The organism is Streptomyces sp. SP18BB07, assembly GCF_036322545.1.
Lineage (GTDB): Bacteria > Actinomycetota > Actinomycetes > Streptomycetales > Streptomycetaceae > Streptomyces > Streptomyces deccanensis.
Map to the genome: position 1 here is coordinate 82,504 of NZ_JAQYWT010000363.1, position 17,329 is coordinate 99,832.

Sequence of the window (17,329 nt, forward strand, 5' to 3'; positions counted from 1 at the left end):
GGATCGCACTCCGCGATCAGGGCTCCGAAGAGCCCGTTGCCCCGGTGGTCACCGGTCCCCGGCATAGCGTCTGGCCAGGGCGATCAAGGCCGCGCGGTCGGGGCTGTCGGTGCGGTGGCGGAGGCTGGCGAGGTGCTTCTCGACGGTGCGGGGCGAGAGGAAGAGGTGGTCGGCGATCTCCTGGTTGCCGAGCCTGGCGGCGAGCAGACGCAGCACCTCGTACTCCCGGGCGGTCACCCCCACGCGGCGCAGTTCTCCCGGGATCGTGTCGTGCCCCTGGCGGCGGCGCGGCACGGGCGAACCGGCGTCGCGCAGCAGCGCCCGGCACGCGGCGGACACCCGGGTCGTGCCCCGCTCGTGGAAGAACTGCTCGGCGGCGCGCAGCCATTCGACGGGCCGGCCCCAGCCGTCGGCCAGTGCGGCCTGGGCGCCCAGCCGCAGACAGAGGTGGGCGGCCAGCGGGATCGCGGCGGTGTCGGTCAGGGCCTCCTCCGCCGTCTTGGCGGCCTCGGCGGCCCGGCCCTCGCGGCCCAGCAGGACGGCCCGGGACCAGCCGGCGAAGGGACGGTCCCAGTGGACCTGGGCGAGCCGTCCGGTGCCGGGGCCGTCGAGCTCGACCCAGTCGGTCGTGCCGCGCAGGGTGCGCAGCAGGAGGTACGGGCCGAGGAAGCCGGTGACGCCACGGGTACTGGGCAGCGCCCGCATGACGGCGTCCGCCTCGGTGAACTCGGCCAGCGCGCGGTCGTGTTCCTCCCGCAGCAGGGAGCAGATGCCCTGGGCCCAGCCCCACACGGAGGTGTCGGCGTAGCCCCAGAGCGCCCCCGCGCTGCGCCCGGCGAGCGCGCGCTCCAGCGTGCGCAGGGTGGCGTCTAGCTTCTCCCGCTCTCCGAGCGCGGCGGCGATGATGCCTTCCACGCCCGCGCCGATCAACTCCACCTCGCGCAACCGCAGTCGGCGGGCTGTCTCCCGGAGGCGACGCGCGGACTCCGTGGCCCGGTCCTGCTCGTCGCGCAGGATGTGGGCGAGGGTGAGATGCATGTCGGCCCAGGCGGTCATGAGCACCGCGCCGGTGGCCTCGGCGGCCGCGCGCGCGGCGAGCAGCCGGTCCGTGCCGGTGAACCGGACGCGGTCGAGCACGCCCAGTTCCAGCAGGCCGCGGATCCGCCACACCGGCAGCGCGTGGGCCTCGGCGGTGGCGACCAGCCGGGCGAACGCGTCCTCGGCCTCGCCCAGGTCCTTGGGGCGCAGGCAGTAGCCGAGCATGTTGAGCGCCTTGCACGCCACTTCCGGCAGCCCCACCTCCTGCGCGGTCGCGACGGCGCCCTCGGCGAGCGCGCGGGCGCTCTCCAGCCGGTCCGGGCGCTGCGAGTTGAGCACCAGGTGGGCGGCGACCGCGTCCAGCGCGGCGCGGGACGCCGGGTCGGGCGTGTCGCCGAGCAGGTCCCTCGCCCGCCGTACGGCGGTCAGGCCCTCCTCCCACTGCTGGGCGGTCGCCGCGGCCCGCGCCCGGGTCAGAAAACCCGCCGCCCGTCGGCCGGTCGGCGCGCCGGACACCGTCAGGACACGGTCCAGCCGGTCACCGAGTTCGGGTACGCGCCGTACGTCCCCGGTGAGGACCAGCGTGCCGAGCAGTTCTTCCAGCAGCCGGGCCACGGCCTCGGGCGGCGCGTCCGGCGTGTCGGCGACCAGTTCCAGGCCCCGGTCGAGGAGTTCCACGGCGGTCAGCAGCGCGCCCCGTGCGACGGCCTGCCGACCTGCCCGGGCGAGCAGCACGGCCGCCCGCGCCGGCCGGCCACCGGCGACACACAACTCCGCGGCGAGCCGGTACAGATCCTCACTGGCGTCCTCGCCGACGGGGATGGGGGAGAGAGCGGCGGCTGTGGGCGGGGTGAGGGGAGGGGCGGCTGGGTCTGGGTCGCTGGGGGACGGCACCCGCGGTCCGACCGACTCGGGGCCTCGGAACGGTGCCCGGGAGAGGCCGACCGGTTCGTGGGTGGGGTGCGGTGGGAGGGGGCGTTCGGCTGTCTCGGAGGTAGTGCCGTGGCCGTCGTCGTGAGTGGGTGTGTCGGGGCGGTCGGCCGGGCCGGGGCCCCGAGGCGGCCGGCCGGGCACACCAGGGGGCTCCCCAGGGCCCGGCGCGTCGTGGGCCGCTGGGTCCAGGGCGGTCGGGCGTGTCGGGGTGGGCCCACCGGCACGTGTCCCGCCCGAGGTCGTCTCCTCGCCGCTCACCCCCCACGTCCCCTCGATCGCGTCCGCCGCCGCCAGGCACAGGGCAGCCCGTTCGGCCGGGAGCAGGCGGTGGGTGATGGCGTCGGCCGTGAGGGCGTGGCGGAAGGAGTGCCAGCCGGGGTCGGCGGGCGTGGTGGCGTCGGCGACGAGGTGGGCGTGCGAGGCGTGGCGGAGCTGGGTGAGGGCGGTGGCGCGGTCCAGACCGGCGGCGCGGGCGGCGATGTCCACGGGGAAGCGCCGGCCGAGGACCGCCGCCGCCTCCAGCAGGGCGACACCGGCGGGCGGCAGCTGGTCCACGCGCTGCAGGACGGCCGCGGCGATGGTGGCGGGGACACCGGCGTCGAGCGAGCCGGTCACCGTCCAGCGGGAGTCCCCGTCCCGGACGAGACCGCCCCCGTCGACCATGGCGCGCAGCAGCTCCTCCACGACGAAGGGGACGCCCTCGGACACGGTGTGCAGCCGGTTCAGTACCGCGGCCGGGACGTCCTCGGCGGAGTCGCGGCCCAGACAGCGGGCCGCCAGCTCGGCGGTGCCGGCCGCCCCGAGGCGGGCGAGTCGGATCGTCCGGGCCGTACGGCGGGACGTGGCGGCCGCGGCGAGGTCGAGCGCCGGGCCGGACTCGCCGCGCAGGGTCGCCAGCAGGACGGTCCGCTGCCCGGAGAGGTTGTCGGTCAGGTAGTCGACGATGGCGAGCGTGTCGGCGTCCGCGTCGTGCAGGTCCTCCAGCACCAGGACACAGCCGCAGTCCCGGCCGAGGACGTGCAGGAGCCGGAGCACCGCCTCGGCGTACCCGACGAGGGGCGCGCCGTCCTGCGGCGCCAGCCCGCACAGCCGGGTCAGCAGCGGCTCGTAGAGGCCCAGATCCCCGTCCGCGGGCGCCCCGTCGCCCCGTAACGCGGAGAACACGGCCTCCGCCAGGGGGCGCAACGGCACCGCGCGCCCGGCGGACGCGGCTCGTCCGCGCAGGACACGCGCCCCGGCGTGCGCGGCGGCGGACGCGGCTTCCTCGACGAGCCGGGACTTGCCGATGCCCGGCTCGCCCAGCACGAACACCGACGCACCCCGCCCGTCCCGGCCGGCCCGGACGACGGCCGCCAGCAGCTCGCGCTCCGCCTCCCTGCCGACCAGGGCGGGCGAGGACAGCGACGAGACCGGCGGCTCCAGCGAGAACGACGGCTCCAGCGAGAACGACGACAACTCAAGGCCCCCTGCGCCCTGTCGGGATGGTCGTGGTAACCCCGTACGCCTCCCGTACTTCGCGCGCACGTCCCCTCCGTACGCCGGGGGCGCCGCCCCCGTACGCCACCCCCGCCGGGCACCCCTCGCACGCGTCTTCGAGGCGCGTACAGAGTAGCCCCCGGTTTCACAGGGGCCGCACAACTACATGGGGGTTCTTCCCCGATACCCGGCGCCCCGGACTCCGGCACGCTTCTGTCTCGGCAGGGCAGGGGGACAGGGCATGACCCGGGGGGACATGCCCTGCCTGCTTCTTTCTCTTTCGGCAGGGAGGTCGTCGATGCAGCGTGCCCGGGTATGGGTCGCCGCCGGAGTGCTGGGTGTGGTCCTGTGCGGGTGCTCGTCATCCACCGGGAGCACCGGCAGCACCGGGAGCACCGGAGGAGGCAGCGGCGGCTCGTCGTCGGCCGGTGCCGCCGCCGACGAACCGGAGGTTCCGCTGACCACCCAGGACCTGGAGCGGGTCTGCACGGACGGACTCGGCTTCGCGGGACTGCCGGCCTACGACCGTACGAAGAAGACGGTGCACCCGGCGCAGCTGATGAACAGCACCGGCGACGGCTGGAACAGCAGCGTGCCCCTCGACGGGGACTTCCCCAAGGGCTGGTTCCTCGGCTACGAGGACAAGCCGGCCCAGGCGGAGCTGGTCGTCTGCGTCGAGCGCACCAAGGCCACCGCGACCGGCAAGGTCTGCGACATGGAGGCCGACGGCAAGCCGCTGAAGATCCGGACGTACAACACCTCGTACCGGCTGCGGGTCGTCGAGGCGCGCACCGGCAAGGAGCAGTACGCGCACAGCGGCAAGGCCGAGTCCGACGAGTGCCCGGCCTACATCTTCACCTCGGACGACGAGGACGCCGACAAGTACTACAACGAGGTCCGGCCAGAGGACTACCGGGGCCGCGTCAAGCCGTACATCGCGCCGTAGCCGTAGCCGTAGCCGTAGCCGCGTCGAGCACGCGGCTACGGCCGCCGGGTCGCTACTTCGTCACGCCCGCGTCCTTGAGCGCCGTCTCCCAGTCCGCGACGGAGGACGGGTTCTTGATCGTCTTGTCGTTGATCTTGATGGTCGGGGTCGACTCGACCCCCTCGGCGTCGGTGAAGGACTTGCTCATCCGCATCGCCCAGGCGTCGTAGGTGCCCTTCTCGACGGCGTCCTGGAACTTCTTGTTGTTCTTCAGCGCGTCGACCGTGTTCGCCACCTTGATCAGGTAGCTGTCCTTGGCGAACTCGTCGGTCGACTCCGACGGGTGGTACTTGGTCGAGTACAGCGCGGCCTTGTAGTCGAGGAAGGCCTCGGGGCTGACGTTCAGGGCGGCGCCGAGCGCGCTGAGGGCGTTCTTCGAGCCCTCGCCCGTGAGGTTGCCGTCGAGGAAGGTGCCGAGGGTGAAGGAGAGCTTGTAGTCGCCGTCCTCCATGCCCTTGTTCACCGTCTCGCCGACGGTTTGCTCGAAGCTGGCGCAGGCCGGGCAGCGCGGGTCCTCGTACAGGTGGACCACGTTGTCGGACTTGGAGTCGCCGATCAGGACGGTCGTGCCGTTCTTGCCGGTGGCGTTGGCCGGTGCGACCACCGTGGCGTCGGCGGCCGCCTCCCACTTCGTGGGCTTGTTGTTCTGGACGACGGCGTAGCCGATGCCGCCGGCTATCGCGAGGACCGCGACGATCGACGACGCCACGATCGCCTGCCGCCTGACCTTCGCGCGCTTGGCCTGACGCTCGCGCTCCAGACGCAGCCGCTCACGGGCCGCCGACTTCGCCGCGTTGCTGTTCCGCTTGCTCATAAGGGTGAACTCCCTGGGAAACGCGCACCCGGGGTGCGCGGATGGGTGTGACGGGGATGTGCTCGTGCTCAGAAGGCGGTCACGCGAACGTGACCGAGCACGGCGGTCCACGCCGTCCCAGGGAGTGGGCGAAGAGGAGGGTGCGGGCGGTGGCCGTACGGTGCGCGACGCGCCTCGGCCGGTGCTCCGCCGGAGCCGGCCGCACGAGAACGGAGGCGACCGCGATCAGCAGCGGCCGGAAGCCGGCGGCGACCGCGGCCTCCAGCAGCTGGGCCAGCGCCCGCTCGCCCCGGCGCAGCCAGGCGGCGGCCAGCAGCCCCACGCCGATGTGCGCGGCGAGCAGCAGCCAGGCGGCGGTCGGACCGGCGCCCGCCAGCAGCGTCGCCGCCCGTTCGGAGCCGCCGGTGACCCGCGCCAGCGGTGCGCCGACGCTGCCGCCGCACAGCACGTCCAGCCCGACCTGGCGCAGCGGACCCGTGACGGGGCCGCCCGCCTCGCCGTAGCAGGCGTGCTGACCCGCGGTGAAGACCGTGTCGGCGGTCAGCTCCAGCGGGACCAGCACACCGGCGATGCGCCCGAAGCCGCGCTCGCGGCCGGCCAGCGCGTAGGCGACGAGGAAGACGGCGGCGGCGATCGCGGCGACGGTGGTCAGCGGGAGCGGGACCCCGGACAGCAGCACGTGCGACGCGGTGCCGAGCGTCACGACGACCGTCGTGAACAGCACCGCGCGTACGGCTCTGAAGGGGGTCCCGGATATGTCCATGGCGATGACGAGTCTCCCACGCCCACCCGTAAGGGACCCCTAAAAGGCTCCTGTGAGTGGGCGATGCCTCATGGTCCGACGGTAGCCCGGCGGAGGGGCTCAGTGGTTCCGCAGACCGGGGATCCGGCCGTTGCGGAAGAGGTCGACGAAGATCTGGTGGTCCGCACGCGCGCGGGCCCCGTACGCGTGGGCGAAGTCCACCAGGAGCGGGGCGAAGCCCTCCTCGTCCGCCGCGATCGCCGCGTCGATGGCCCGCTCCGTGGAGAACGGCACCAGGGACTGCCCGGTCAGGTCGTCCGCCGCCGCGTGCATCGTGGCCGTGGCCCGGCCGAGGTCGGCGACGACCGCCGCGATCTCCTCCGGGTCGTCGATGTCGCTCCAGTCCAGGTCCACCGCGTACGGCGAGACCTCGGCGACCAGCTGCCCGGCGCCGTCCAGCTCGGTCCAGCCCAGCCACGGGTCCGCGTGCGCCTGGAGAGCGCGCTGGGAGATCACCGTGCGGTGGCCCTCGTGCTCGAAGTAGTCACGGATGCGCTGGTCGGTGATGTGCCGGGAGACGGCCGGGGTCTGGGCCTGCTTGATGTAGATCACGACGTCGTTCTCCAGGGCGTCGCTCTGCCCCTCCAGCAGGATGTTGTACGACGGCAGCCCCGCCGAACCGATGCCGATGCCCCGGCGGCCGACGACGTCCTTCACCCGGTACGAGTCGGGGCGGGTCAGGGACGACTCCGGCAGCGTCTCCAGATAGCCGTCGAAGGCGGCCAGCACCTTGTAGCGGGTGGCCGCGTCCAGCTCGATGGAGCCGCCGCCCGGCGCGAAGCGGCGCTCGAAGTCGCGGATCTCCGTCATCGAGTCCAGGAGGCCGAAGCGGGTCAGCGAGCGGGCGTCACGCAGGGCGTCCAGCAGCGGGCCCTGGGCGGTGTCCAGGGTGAACGGGGGCACCTCGTCCCGCTTGGCACCGGTCGCTATGGCGTGGATCCGCTCGCGGTAGGCGGCCGCGTAGGTCTCCACCAGCTCCGTGATCTGCTCGTCGCTCAGCGCCTTCGCGTACCCGATGAGCGCCACGGAGGCGGCGAAGCGCTTCAGGTCCCAGGTGAAGGGGGCGACGTACGCCTCGTCGAAGTCGTTCACATTGAAGATCAGGCGGCCCGTGGAGTCCATGTACGTGCCGAAGTTCTCCGCGTGCAGGTCGCCGTGGATCCACACGCGCGAGGTGCGCTCGTCCAGGTAGGGGCCGGCACCTTCGCTCCCACCACCCCGCCCGGCGTTCTCCTCCTCCAGGTCCTTGTAGAACAGGCACGCCGTGCCCCGGTAGAACGCGAAGGCCGAGGCCGCCATCTTCCGGAACTTCACCCGGAACGCGGCCGGGTCGGCGGCCAGGAGCTGGCCGAAGGCGGTGTCGAAGACGGCGAGGATCTCCTCACCGCGTCGCTCGTCGTTGAGCTGCGGAACCGACATCGCTGGGTGCCTCCTGGTGGATCACGGGTGGGTCGACCTCTCAACGTGCGAGCGCGCACGGGAGTGCCCACGACTCCTCCCCGAAAGGTACGGGGGAGACCCCTCGCCGTGTCAGTGCCGAGGCATAGACTTCGACGCTGTCCCCCAGACTGTCCGCAGCCCGTGGGGAAGTCGTTCACGCCTGTTTTCCCTGTGTCCCCTGGAGGCCGAAGCCGTGTCAAAGCCGCCGTTCACGCACCTGCACGTCCACACCCAGTACTCGCTGCTGGACGGTGCCGCGCGGCTGAAGGACATGTTCGACGCGTGCAACGAGATGGGCATGACCCATATCGCCATGTCCGACCACGGCAACCTGCACGGGGCGTACGACTTCTTCCACACAGCGAAGAAGGCCGGCGTCACCCCGATCATCGGCATCGAGGCGTACGTCGCGCCCGAGTCCCGCCGCAACAAGCGCAAGATCCAGTGGGGCCAGCCGCACCAGAAGCGGGACGACGTCTCCGGTTCGGGTGGTTACACCCACAAGACGATCTGGGCGGCGAACAAGACGGGCCTGCACAACCTCTTCAAGCTCTCCTCGGACGCGTACGCCGAGGGCTGGCTCCAGAAGTGGCCCCGGATGGACAAGGAGACCATCTCCCAGTGGTCCGAGGGGCTCATCGCCTCCACCGGCTGCCCCTCCGGCGAGCTGCAGACCCGGCTGCGCCTCGGCCAGTTCGACGAGGCCCTGAAGTCGGCCGCCGAGTACCAGGACATCTTCGGCAAGGACCGGTACTTCCTGGAGCTGATGGACCACGGCATCGAGATCGAGCACCGGGTCCGCGACGGCCTGCTGGAGATCGGCAAGAAGCTCGGCATCCCGCCCCTGGTCACCAACGACTCGCACTACACGTACGCGCACGAGGCGACCGCGCACGACGCGCTGCTGTGCATCCAGACCGGCAAGAACCTCTCCGACCCGGACCGCTTCAAGTTCGACGGCACCGGCTACTACCTGAAGTCCACGGACGAGATGTACGCCATCGACTCCTCGGACGCCTGGCAGGAAGGCTGCGCCAACACCCTGCTGGTGGCCGAGCAGATCGACACCAGCGGCATGTTCGAGGCGAAGAACCTGATGCCGAAGTTCGACATCCCCGAGGGGTACACGGAGGTCAGCTGGTTCCGCGAGGAGACCATGCGCGGCATGCACCGCCGCTTCCCGGACGGCATCCCGGACGACCGCATGAAGCAGGTCGAGTACGAGATGGACACCATCATCTCGATGGGGTTCCCGGGCTACTTCCTCGTGGTCGCCGACTTCATCATGTGGGCCAAGAAGCAGGGCATCGCGGTCGGTCCGGGCCGAGGCTCCGCGGCCGGTTCGATCGTCGCGTACGCCATGGGCATCACCGACCTCGACCCGATCCCGCACGGCCTGATCTTCGAGCGGTTCCTCAACCCCGAGCGCATCTCCATGCCCGATGTCGACATCGACTTCGACGAGCGCAGGCGCGTCGAGGTGATCCGATACGTGACGGAGAAGTACGGCGCCGACAAGGTCGCCATGATCGGCACCTACGGCAAGATCAAGGCGAAGAACGCCATCAAGGACTCCGCGCGCGTGCTGGGCTACCCGTACGCGATGGGCGACCGGCTCACCAAGGCCATGCCCGCCGACGTCCTCGGCAAGGGCATCGACCTCAACGGCATCACCGACCCCTCCCACCCGCGCTACAGCGAGGCGGGCGAGATCCGGTCGATGTACGAGAACGAACCGGACGTGAAGAAGGTCATCGACACCGCCAAGGGCGTCGAGGGCCTGGTCCGGCAGATGGGTGTGCACGCCGCCGGCGTGATCATGTCCAGCGAGCCCATCGTCGACCACGCCCCGATCTGGGTGCGGCACACCGACGGCGTGACCATCACCCAGTGGGACTACCCGCAGTGCGAGTCGCTCGGCCTGCTGAAGATGGACTTCCTCGGCCTGCGCAACCTCACGATCATGGACGACGCCATCAAGATGGTGAAGGCCAACAAGGGCATCGACCTGGAGATGCTCTCCCTCCCGCTGGACGACCCCAAGACCTTCGAACTGCTCTGCCGCGGCGACACCCTCGGCGTCTTCCAGTTCGACGGCGGCCCCATGCGCTCCCTGCTCCGCCAGATGCAGCCCGACAACTTCGAGGACATCTCCGCCGTCTCGGCCCTGTACCGGCCTGGCCCGATGGGCATGAACTCGCACATCAACTACGCCGAGCGCAAGAACGGCCGCCAGGAGATCACCCCGATCCACAAGGAGCTGGAGGAGCCGCTCCAGGAGGTCCTCGCGGTCACCTACGGCCTGATCGTCTACCAGGAGCAGGTGCAGAAGGCCGCCCAGATCATCGCCGGGTACTCGCTCGGCGAGGCCGACATCCTCCGCCGCGTGATGGGCAAGAAGAAGCCCGAGGAACTGGCGAAGAACTTCACCATCTTCCAGGCCGGCGCCAAGAAGAACGGCTACAGCGACGAGGCCATCCAGGCCCTGTGGGACGTGCTGGTCCCGTTCGCCGGCTACGCCTTCAACAAGGCCCACTCCGCCGCGTACGGCCTGGTCTCCTACTGGACGGCGTACCTCAAGGCCAACTACCCGGCCGAGTACATGGCCGCGCTGCTCACCTCGGTCAAGGACGACAAGGACAAGTCGGCGGTCTACCTCAACGAGTGCCGGCGCATGAAGATCAAGGTGCTCCCGCCGAACGTCAACGAGTCCGAGCAGAACTTCGCCGCCCAGGGCGACGACGTGATCCTCTTCGGCCTCTCCGCCGTCCGCAACGTCGGGACGAACGTGGTGGAGTCGATCATCCGCAGCCGCAAGGCCAAGGGGAAGTACGCCTCCTTCCCGGACTACCTCGACAAGGTCGAGGCGGTCGCCTGCAACAAGCGGACCACGGAGTCGCTGATCAAGGCGGGCGCCTTCGACTCCATGGGGCACACGCGCAAGGGCCTCACCGCGCACTTCGACCCGATGATCGACAACGTGGTCGCGGTCAAGCGCAAGGAGGCCGAGGGGCAGTTCGACCTCTTCGGCGGCATGGGCGAGGACGACACCAGCGAGCCGGGCTTCGGGCTCGACGTGGAGTTCACCACCGACGAGTGGGACAAGACCTATCTCCTCGCCCAGGAGCGGGAGATGCTCGGTCTCTACGTCTCCGACCACCCCCTCTTCGGCCTGGAGCACGTGCTCGCCGACAAGGCCGACGCGGGCATCGCCCAGCTCACCGGCGGCGAGCACGCGGACGGCGCGGTCGTCACCATCGGCGGCATCATCTCGGGCCTCCAGCGCAAGATGACCAAGCAGGGCAACGCCTGGGCCATCGCCACCGTCGAGGACCTGGCCGGCTCCATCGAGTGCATGTTCTTCCCGGCGACCTACCAGCTCGTCTCCACGCAACTCGTCGAGGACGCCGTCGTGTTCGTCAAGGGCCGCCTCGACAAGCGCGAGGACGTGCCGCGGCTGGTCGCGATGGAGATGCAGGTCCCCGACCTCTCCAACGCGGGCACCAACGCGCCCGTGATCCTCACCATCCCGGCGACCCGGGTCACCCCGCCCATGGTCAGCCGGCTCGGCGAGATCCTCACCCACCACAAGGGCGACAGCGAAGTCCGGATCAGGCTCCAGGGCCCGACCAAGACGACCGTGCTCCGCCTCGACCGGCACCGGGTCAAGCCCGACCCGGCCCTGTTCGGCGACCTCAAGGTACTGCTCGGACCCTCCTGCCTGGCCGGCTGAGCGGACCCGGGCGGACCTCGGACGAGTTCGGGGCCCGACGGGCGTGAACGCACGAGGGGCGCATCCGGTCTTCCGGACGCGCCCCTCGGTGTACCTGGGCTGCAACAGCCCTTACGCAGATGTCAGTTGTGACCGAAGCGCTTCTGCCGGCCCTTGCGGGCCATGTCGCCGGGCGTCACCTGGGTCGCGCGCTGCTCGGTCTGTGACTCCAGCGAGGAGTGCTGGGCCTGCTGCTGACCACGCTCGGACTGGGGCTGCTTACGGTCCTGCTTCTTGTTCTTGGCCATGGTGATCTGCCTCCTGTGGGGGATCTAGGGGCCAGGGCCGCGACCAGACTCACATAGCATGACAAGGTGCGCATTTCGGAAAATCACCGTCCGTGACGAGAGTTGTCGGTCCAAGGACCGCGATACAGGGGGGCGCGCGCCCGGATACGCCACGCCGAAGATCGAGTTCCGGCCGTTAACCTCCGCGCGGTCGGGCAGACTCGAAGGAAGCCCGAAGCAAACCTCCCGGAAAGAGGGTGGATCGCGTGGACCGCTGCATCGTCCTGGTGGACGCCGGGTATCTGCTCGGCGCGGCCGCCAGCCTCCTCGCCGGGGAACCCTCCCGCTCCCGCATCACCGTCGATCACGCCGCCCTCATCCAGGGGCTGCGCGAGCGCGCCGAGGCCGACACCGAACGGCCGTTGCTGCGCATCTACTGGTTCGACGGCGCCCCCGACCGGGTTCCGCAGCCCGAGCACCGCAGGCTGCGCGTGATGCCCCGGGTGACCGTCCGGCTGGGCGCGCTGACCCGCAGCGACGGACGCTGGGCGCAGAAGGGCGTGGACGCCGCCATGCACGCCGAACTGACCGAACTGGCCCGCAACCGCGCCTGTTCCGACGTGGTGCTCGTGACCGGCGACGGGGATCTGCTGCCCGGCATGATGGCCGCCAAGGAGCACGGCGTCGCCGTCCACCTGTGGGCCGTGCAGGCCGCCGACGGCGACTACAACCAGTCCGAGGACCTGGTGGCCGAGGCCGACGAGCGGCGGGTGCTCGACCGGATCTGGATCACCAAGGCCGTACGGGCCAAGGATCTCGGCGGGATCTGCGCACCCCAGCCGGTGCCTCGGCCGGAGATCGCCGCGATCCTTTCGGCGCCGCTGCCCGAGTCGGCGCTCGCTGCGGCCGCCGAGCGGGCGCCGGGCGAGCCGGAGCACGCGTCGGCGGCCGGTGCCGCGCGCAACGGCAGCGAAGAGCGGGCGTCCGCGCCCAAGGGGGGCGTACCGACGCCGAAGGACCTCGCGGCGATGCGCGGGCCCGGTGCGCACGCCGTGCAGCATCCGGCCACCGCCACGCTCAGGTGGTCGTCCGACAAGGGCTGGGTGGACCGGCCCGGGGGCGCGGCGGAGCCGCCGGAGGCCGCGGCGATGCCGACGCTGGCGCAGCTGACGACGGCGGAGCAGCGGTGGGCCGACCGGGAGGAGGACATCACGACCGTGGGGGGCGATCCCTTCGAGGTCGGACAGGTGTTCGCCCGGCGGTGGATGGCCCGGCTGACCGATCAGTCGCATCTGCAGAAGCTGTCGGGGATGTATCCGAGGGTGCCGCACCGGGTGGACGGGGAGCTGCTGCGGTACGCCGCCCGGTTCGGGTTGCTGGCGCACAAGGACGATCAGATCGACGAGCACGACCGGTATGCGATCAGGGCCGGGTTCTGGCGGGAGATCGATGTGCGGACCGGGGTCGAGCACGCGCCGGCGGGGGAGCGGTAAGGGCGCCTCACGGGCCGGGGCTGACCGTTTTCGGGCGACTGCGGGTTGATTCTGGCTGGTCGCGCAGTTCCCCGCGCCCCTGACGGGGCGCGCTGCGGTGCCCCGGAGAGGGGACAGCCCTCCCGACCCCGTAGGCTCGTCCCTCGTGAGTACGCGTACGGCACAGGCGGTCCGGCATGGTGGGGATGTCGTGTGTGCTGTGCGGGGGCTCACCAAGACCTATCCGGCGACCCGGGGACGGCGCGGGACGCCGGCGACTCCCGAGGTGCGGGCCAACGACGCGGTGGCGCTGGAGGTCCGGCGCGGGGAGATCTTCGGGCTGCTCGGGCCCAACGGGGCCGGCAAGACCACACTCGTACGACAGCTGACCGGGCTGATGCGGCCCGACGACGGCACCGTCGAGATCCTGGGCCACGACATCGTGCGGCACCCGGAGCGGGCCGCCCGGATCCTCGCCTACCTGGGGCAGGAGTCCACCGCCCTGGACGAGCTGACCGTGGCGCTCGCCGCCGAGACCACGGGGCGGCTGCGCGGGCTGGACGTACGGCGGGCCCGGGCCGAGCGGGACGCGGTGCTGGAGGAGCTGGGGCTGACCCGGCTCGCCGCGCGGCCGCTGAAGAAGCTGTCCGGCGGTCAGCGGCGGCTCGCCTGCTTCGCCACCGCGCTCGTCGGGGAGCGCCCGCTGCTCGTGCTCGACGAGCCCACCAGCGGGATGGACCCGGTGGCCCGGCGCGCCGTGTGGGCCGCCGTCGATCGACGGCGCGCCGAGTCCGGCACCACCGTCCTGCTGGTCACCCACAACGTCATCGAGGCCGAGACCGTGCTCGACCGGGTCGCCGTCCTCGACCAGGGCCGGGTCATCGCCTGCGACACGCCGGCCGGGCTGAAGGAGCAGGTCGCGGGCGAGGTGCGGGTCGACCTGGTGTGGCGGGAGAAGGCCCCGCTGGATGTGCCTGAGGTCGCGGCCCTGCGCCCGCGCGCGGTGGAGTCCGGGCGCCGCTGGACGCTCCGGCTCGCACCCGAGGAGGCGCGCGCCGTGGTGGCCACCGTGACCGGGGGCGCCGCCTTCGTGGCGCTCGACGACTTCACCCTCGCCACGCCGAGCCTGGAGGACGTCTACCTGGCGCTCGGCGGCAGTGCGGGCAGCGTTCAGGGACTGGTCAAGGGGTGAGGGACGCGGGCGTGAACCGGAGAACAGTCGAAGCGGACGTGAACGGCAGGGCTGCCGCAGCCGTACGAAAATGGGCGACAGCCAAAGCGAAGGGGAGCAACTCGACGTGAGTGTCGTACCCGCCGAGATCCTGCCGGGCAAGGCCCTGGCGGTGGAGGAGCGCGTGGCGCGCGGAGCCGCCGAGCTCGGGCCCCGCGCGCGCCTGTGGCCGTCGCTCTGCGCGGTGTACCGGGCGCAGCTGTCCCGGGCGCGGGTCGCGCGGATCCCGCTGCTGTTCGTGGCCACCTTCCAGTCGATCGGGATCATGATCCTGATGCGCGGGGTGGTGGACGGCGGCGCCGAGGCGCACGCCGTGGTCGCCGGTTCGTCGGTACTCGTCGTCGCCTTCGTCGCCCTGAACCTGCTGGCCCAGTACTTCGGGCAGCTGCGGTCCAGCGGCGGGCTCGACCACTACGCGACCCTGCCCGTCCCGCCGGCGGCCGTGGTGTTGGGCGCGGCGGGCGCGTACGCCTCCTTCACCGTGCCGGGGACCGTCGTGACCGCCGTCTTCGGCTGTGTGCTCTTCGGGCTGCCGCTGACCCACCTCTGGGTGCTCGCCGCCGTGATCCCGCTCGCGGGGGCCGCGCTCGCCGGCCTGGGCGCCGCGCTGGGGCTGCTCGCCCCGCGACCGGAACTCGCCACCGTGCTCGGTCAGCTCGGCATGTCGGCGGCGCTGCTGCTGGGCGTGCTGCCGGCCGACCGGATGCCGGGCTTCGTCCAGTTCGCCCGGGATCTGCTGCCGTCGACGTACGGCGTGGAGGCTCTCGCGCGGACGTTCGGGCCGAACCCCGACTGGGCGTTCGTGCTCGGGGACCTCGCCGTGTGCGCGGGGGTCGGCGTCGTCTCGCTCGCCGCCGCCACCTGGGCGTACCGGCGGGCCGCCGTCCGGTGACGCGGCGCGCGGGCGGGCCTGGCACGATGGCAGAGTGACCGCACCGTTGACTCCTCCACCGCCGCCGCACGACCAGTCCCCGAACGACCCGTGGGCTCCACCGCCCACCAGCGGTGGGGGCGGGGCGGAACCCTGGTACGGGCCGGAGAAGCCGGAGAAGCCGGCCGGCCCCGGGCTCAGGACCGAGTTGATCGAGGCCGCCGTCGTCACCGTGGTCATGACGTTGCTCGGTGGCGCGCTGCTGGGCGTCCTGTGGTGGTGGCTCGCGCCGCACGTGCCGCTCGTCTCCGACGGCTCGGCCGTCTACTTCAAGGACACCGAGGGCGAGCAGGCCGTGGGTGTCGACGGAACGTTCACGTTGCTGGCCCTGGGTGCGGGGGCGCTCAGCGCGCTCGTCGTCTTCCTGCTGCGCCGGCGTGGCGGGGTGCCGCTCACCGTGGCGCTCCTGATCGGCGGGCTGCTGGGGGCCGTGGTGGCGTGGCGGCTCGGGGTGTGGCTCGGGCCCGGGACCGATGTCGCCGCGCGGGCGAAGGAGGTCGGGCAGGGGGTGACGTTCTCGGCGCCGCTGAAGCTCGCGGCGAAGGGGGCGCTGTTGGCGTGGCCGCTGGCCGCGTTGCTGGTGCACCTGGGGCTGACGGCGATGTTCGGGCCACGGGATCCTGAGCCGCTTGAGTCCGAGCCGGGGTTTTCGGGCGCCTCGTAGCTCGGGGGTTCGGGTACGTCGGCGGGTGCGGGGGAGTGGGGCGTCTCGCGCAGTTCCCCGCGCCCCTAAAAGCTTCAGGCCCTGCGGGCCTGAAAGACCACGGCCTGCGGCCTGAAGCGCAACGGCCCTGAGGGCCTGAAGGCGACGGGGCTGCGGGATGAAAAGCATGGGGCGCAGCCCCTGCTTTTCAGGGGCGCGGGGAACTGCGCGACCAGCCCCCACGCACCCGCAGCCGAAAACGCGCCGCCCCCCGGAGGGTCACGCGCGAGCGATCCGCGCCGACACCGCCTCCGTGAGCTTCGCGAGGTCCCCCGGGGACAGCTCGACCTCCAGGCCCCGCCGCCCGGCCGAGACGCAGATCGTGTCGTGCGCGTCCGCCGACGCGTCCAGCACCGTGCGCAGCCGCTTGCGCTGGCCGAGGGGAGAGATCCCGCCCCGCACGTACCCCGTCGTGCGCTCCGCCAGCGTAGGGTCGGCCATCGCCGCCCGCTTGCCGCCGACCGCCGTCGCCAGCGACTTCAGGTCCAGCGAGCCCGCCACCGGCACGACCGCCACCACGAGCGCGCCGTCGACGTCCGCCACCAGGGTCTTGAAGACCCGCTCGGGCGCCACGCCCATCGCCTCGGCCGCCTCCTCGCCGTAGGAGGGATGCGCCGGATCGTGCTCGTAGGCGTGCACGGTGTACTCCACGCCCGCCGCGGTCAGGGCCACCGTCGCGGGCGTGCCACCCGCCTGCTGCTTCTTCGACTTCTTCGCCATCGGCCTTCTCGTGTGCGTCAGTTGAGGCTCGTCGGGCCCCGCGTCAGTTCCGACGCGGGCAACGACGGCAGACTACGGATGATCGCGGACTCGGCGCGCAGGAGTTTCAGCTCGTCACGCAGCCGGGACGCCGTGTCGGGGGCCTGCAGGAGCCGCTGCTTGGCGGGCGTGTCGAGCATCATCGCCGCCGCGACCAGGTACGAGACGACGGCCGGCTCGTCGGGCAGGTCCGCACCCGTCGACAGCGAGCGCTCCCGGGCACCCGCGAGCCGCTTCTGGTACTGGCGGAACGCCCGCAGGACACCCTCGGCGAGCGCGCCCGCCTCGTCGCCCGGCTCCTCCGGCAGCTCCTCCAGGTCCGCCATCAGGAACGGGCCCGTGGTGTCCACCGAGCGCAGGCGCACGCGGGTGGTACCGGTCGCGAGGACCTCGTACGTGCCGTTGTCGCGCTCCCGGATGGTGGCCGCGTCCGCGATGCAGCCCACGGAGTGGAACGCCTTCGTCGGTTCCTCGCCGAAGCCCGCCGTGGGGCCCCGGTCGGGCAGCGCGGTCGGATCCGGCATGCCGGGGGCGCTCGGCGCGACCTCGTGGCCGTCGCGGATGGCGACCACGGCGAAGCGGCGGGGTTGGTCCTCGGGGGTCTTCAGCAACTCGCGCATCATGGCGCGATAGCGCTCCTCGAAGATGTTCAGAGGAAGCACGAGCCCCGGGTACAACACCGAGTTCAGGGGGAAGAGCGGCAGCCGGACGGTGGTCACGAGGCCAGAGCCTAATGGTCGTCGGGG

At 71.9% G+C, this 17,329-nt stretch carries 13 protein-coding genes; 6 read left to right on the forward strand and 7 right to left on the reverse strand.

Annotation, left to right across the window (positions count from 1 at the left end; all coding sequences use genetic code 11):
• Nucleotides 1-48: 48 nt before the first annotated feature.
• Nucleotides 49-3,426 (reverse strand): AAA family ATPase, encoded by a 3,378-nt coding sequence (locus PUR53_RS41565; RefSeq protein ID WP_329912038.1) that lies wholly within the window; start codon nucleotides 3,424-3,426, stop codon nucleotides 49-51.
• A gap of 319 nt (nucleotides 3,427-3,745) precedes the next feature.
• On the opposite strand from PUR53_RS41565, the gene PUR53_RS41570 reads away from it, so the two are divergent.
• Nucleotides 3,746-4,393 carry a hypothetical protein gene (locus tag PUR53_RS41570; protein WP_329912039.1) on the forward strand — a complete coding sequence of 216 codons (648 nt, stop codon included), beginning with the start codon at nucleotides 3,746-3,748 and terminating at the stop codon, nucleotides 4,391-4,393.
• Nucleotides 4,394-4,445: 52 nt separating this feature from the next.
• Here PUR53_RS41570 and PUR53_RS41575 read toward each other — a convergent pair whose 3' ends face one another.
• The 3 genes from PUR53_RS41575 to PUR53_RS41585 all read right to left on the reverse strand — a co-directional run bounded on the left by PUR53_RS41575 (nucleotide 4,446) and on the right by PUR53_RS41585 (nucleotide 7,467).
• Entirely contained in the window at nucleotides 4,446-5,246 is an 801-nt protein-coding gene (locus PUR53_RS41575; protein ID WP_329899004.1) for a DsbA family protein, read from the reverse strand.
• 79 nt (nucleotides 5,247-5,325) lie between these two features.
• Complete coding sequence (locus PUR53_RS41580) at nucleotides 5,326-6,009, reverse strand: hypothetical protein (RefSeq protein ID WP_329899005.1); 684 nt, start codon at nucleotides 6,007-6,009, stop codon at nucleotides 5,326-5,328.
• Between the two features lie 99 nt (nucleotides 6,010-6,108).
• A complete protein-coding gene (locus PUR53_RS41585) occupies nucleotides 6,109-7,467 on the reverse strand; it encodes a DUF2252 domain-containing protein (protein WP_329899006.1) in 1,359 nt (452 codons plus the stop codon).
• A gap of 214 nt (nucleotides 7,468-7,681) precedes the next feature.
• Here PUR53_RS41585 and dnaE point away from each other — a divergent pair, with 214 nt between their 5' ends.
• Nucleotides 7,682-11,221 (forward strand): DNA polymerase III subunit alpha, encoded by a 3,540-nt coding sequence (dnaE, locus tag PUR53_RS41590; RefSeq protein ID WP_329899007.1) that lies wholly within the window; start codon nucleotides 7,682-7,684, stop codon nucleotides 11,219-11,221.
• A 122-nt stretch (nucleotides 11,222-11,343) separates the two neighbouring features.
• Here the strand turns inward: dnaE and PUR53_RS41595 are convergent, their stop codons facing one another.
• Entirely contained in the window at nucleotides 11,344-11,508 is a 165-nt protein-coding gene (locus PUR53_RS41595) for a hypothetical protein (RefSeq protein ID WP_329899008.1), read from the reverse strand.
• Between the two features lie 245 nt (nucleotides 11,509-11,753).
• On the opposite strand from PUR53_RS41595, the gene PUR53_RS41600 reads away from it, so the two are divergent.
• The 4 genes from PUR53_RS41600 to PUR53_RS41615 all read left to right on the forward strand — a co-directional run bounded on the left by PUR53_RS41600 (nucleotide 11,754) and on the right by PUR53_RS41615 (nucleotide 15,785).
• A complete protein-coding gene (locus PUR53_RS41600; protein WP_329899009.1) occupies nucleotides 11,754-12,980 on the forward strand; it encodes an NYN domain-containing protein in 1,227 nt (408 codons plus the stop codon).
• 145 nt (nucleotides 12,981-13,125) lie between these two features.
• Nucleotides 13,126-14,151, forward strand: coding sequence for an ABC transporter ATP-binding protein (locus PUR53_RS41605; protein ID WP_329899010.1), 1,026 nt, complete (start codon nucleotides 13,126-13,128; stop codon nucleotides 14,149-14,151).
• 106 nt (nucleotides 14,152-14,257) lie between these two features.
• Nucleotides 14,258-15,082 (forward strand): ABC transporter permease, encoded by an 825-nt coding sequence (locus PUR53_RS41610; protein ID WP_329899011.1) that lies wholly within the window; start codon nucleotides 14,258-14,260, stop codon nucleotides 15,080-15,082.
• A gap of 34 nt (nucleotides 15,083-15,116) precedes the next feature.
• Nucleotides 15,117-15,785, forward strand: a complete 669-nt coding sequence (locus PUR53_RS41615; protein WP_329899012.1) for a DUF2567 domain-containing protein — start codon at nucleotides 15,117-15,119, stop codon at nucleotides 15,783-15,785.
• Between the two features lie 258 nt (nucleotides 15,786-16,043).
• Here the strand turns inward: PUR53_RS41615 and ybaK are convergent, their stop codons facing one another.
• Nucleotides 16,044-16,544: a Cys-tRNA(Pro) deacylase gene (gene ybaK, locus PUR53_RS41620; protein WP_329899013.1), complete on the reverse strand. Its 501-nt coding sequence runs from the start codon at nucleotides 16,542-16,544 to the stop codon at nucleotides 16,044-16,046.
• A gap of 17 nt (nucleotides 16,545-16,561) precedes the next feature.
• Complete coding sequence (locus PUR53_RS41625) at nucleotides 16,562-17,302, reverse strand: LON peptidase substrate-binding domain-containing protein (protein ID WP_329899014.1); 741 nt, start codon at nucleotides 17,300-17,302, stop codon at nucleotides 16,562-16,564.
• Nucleotides 17,303-17,329: the final 27 nt, after the last annotated feature.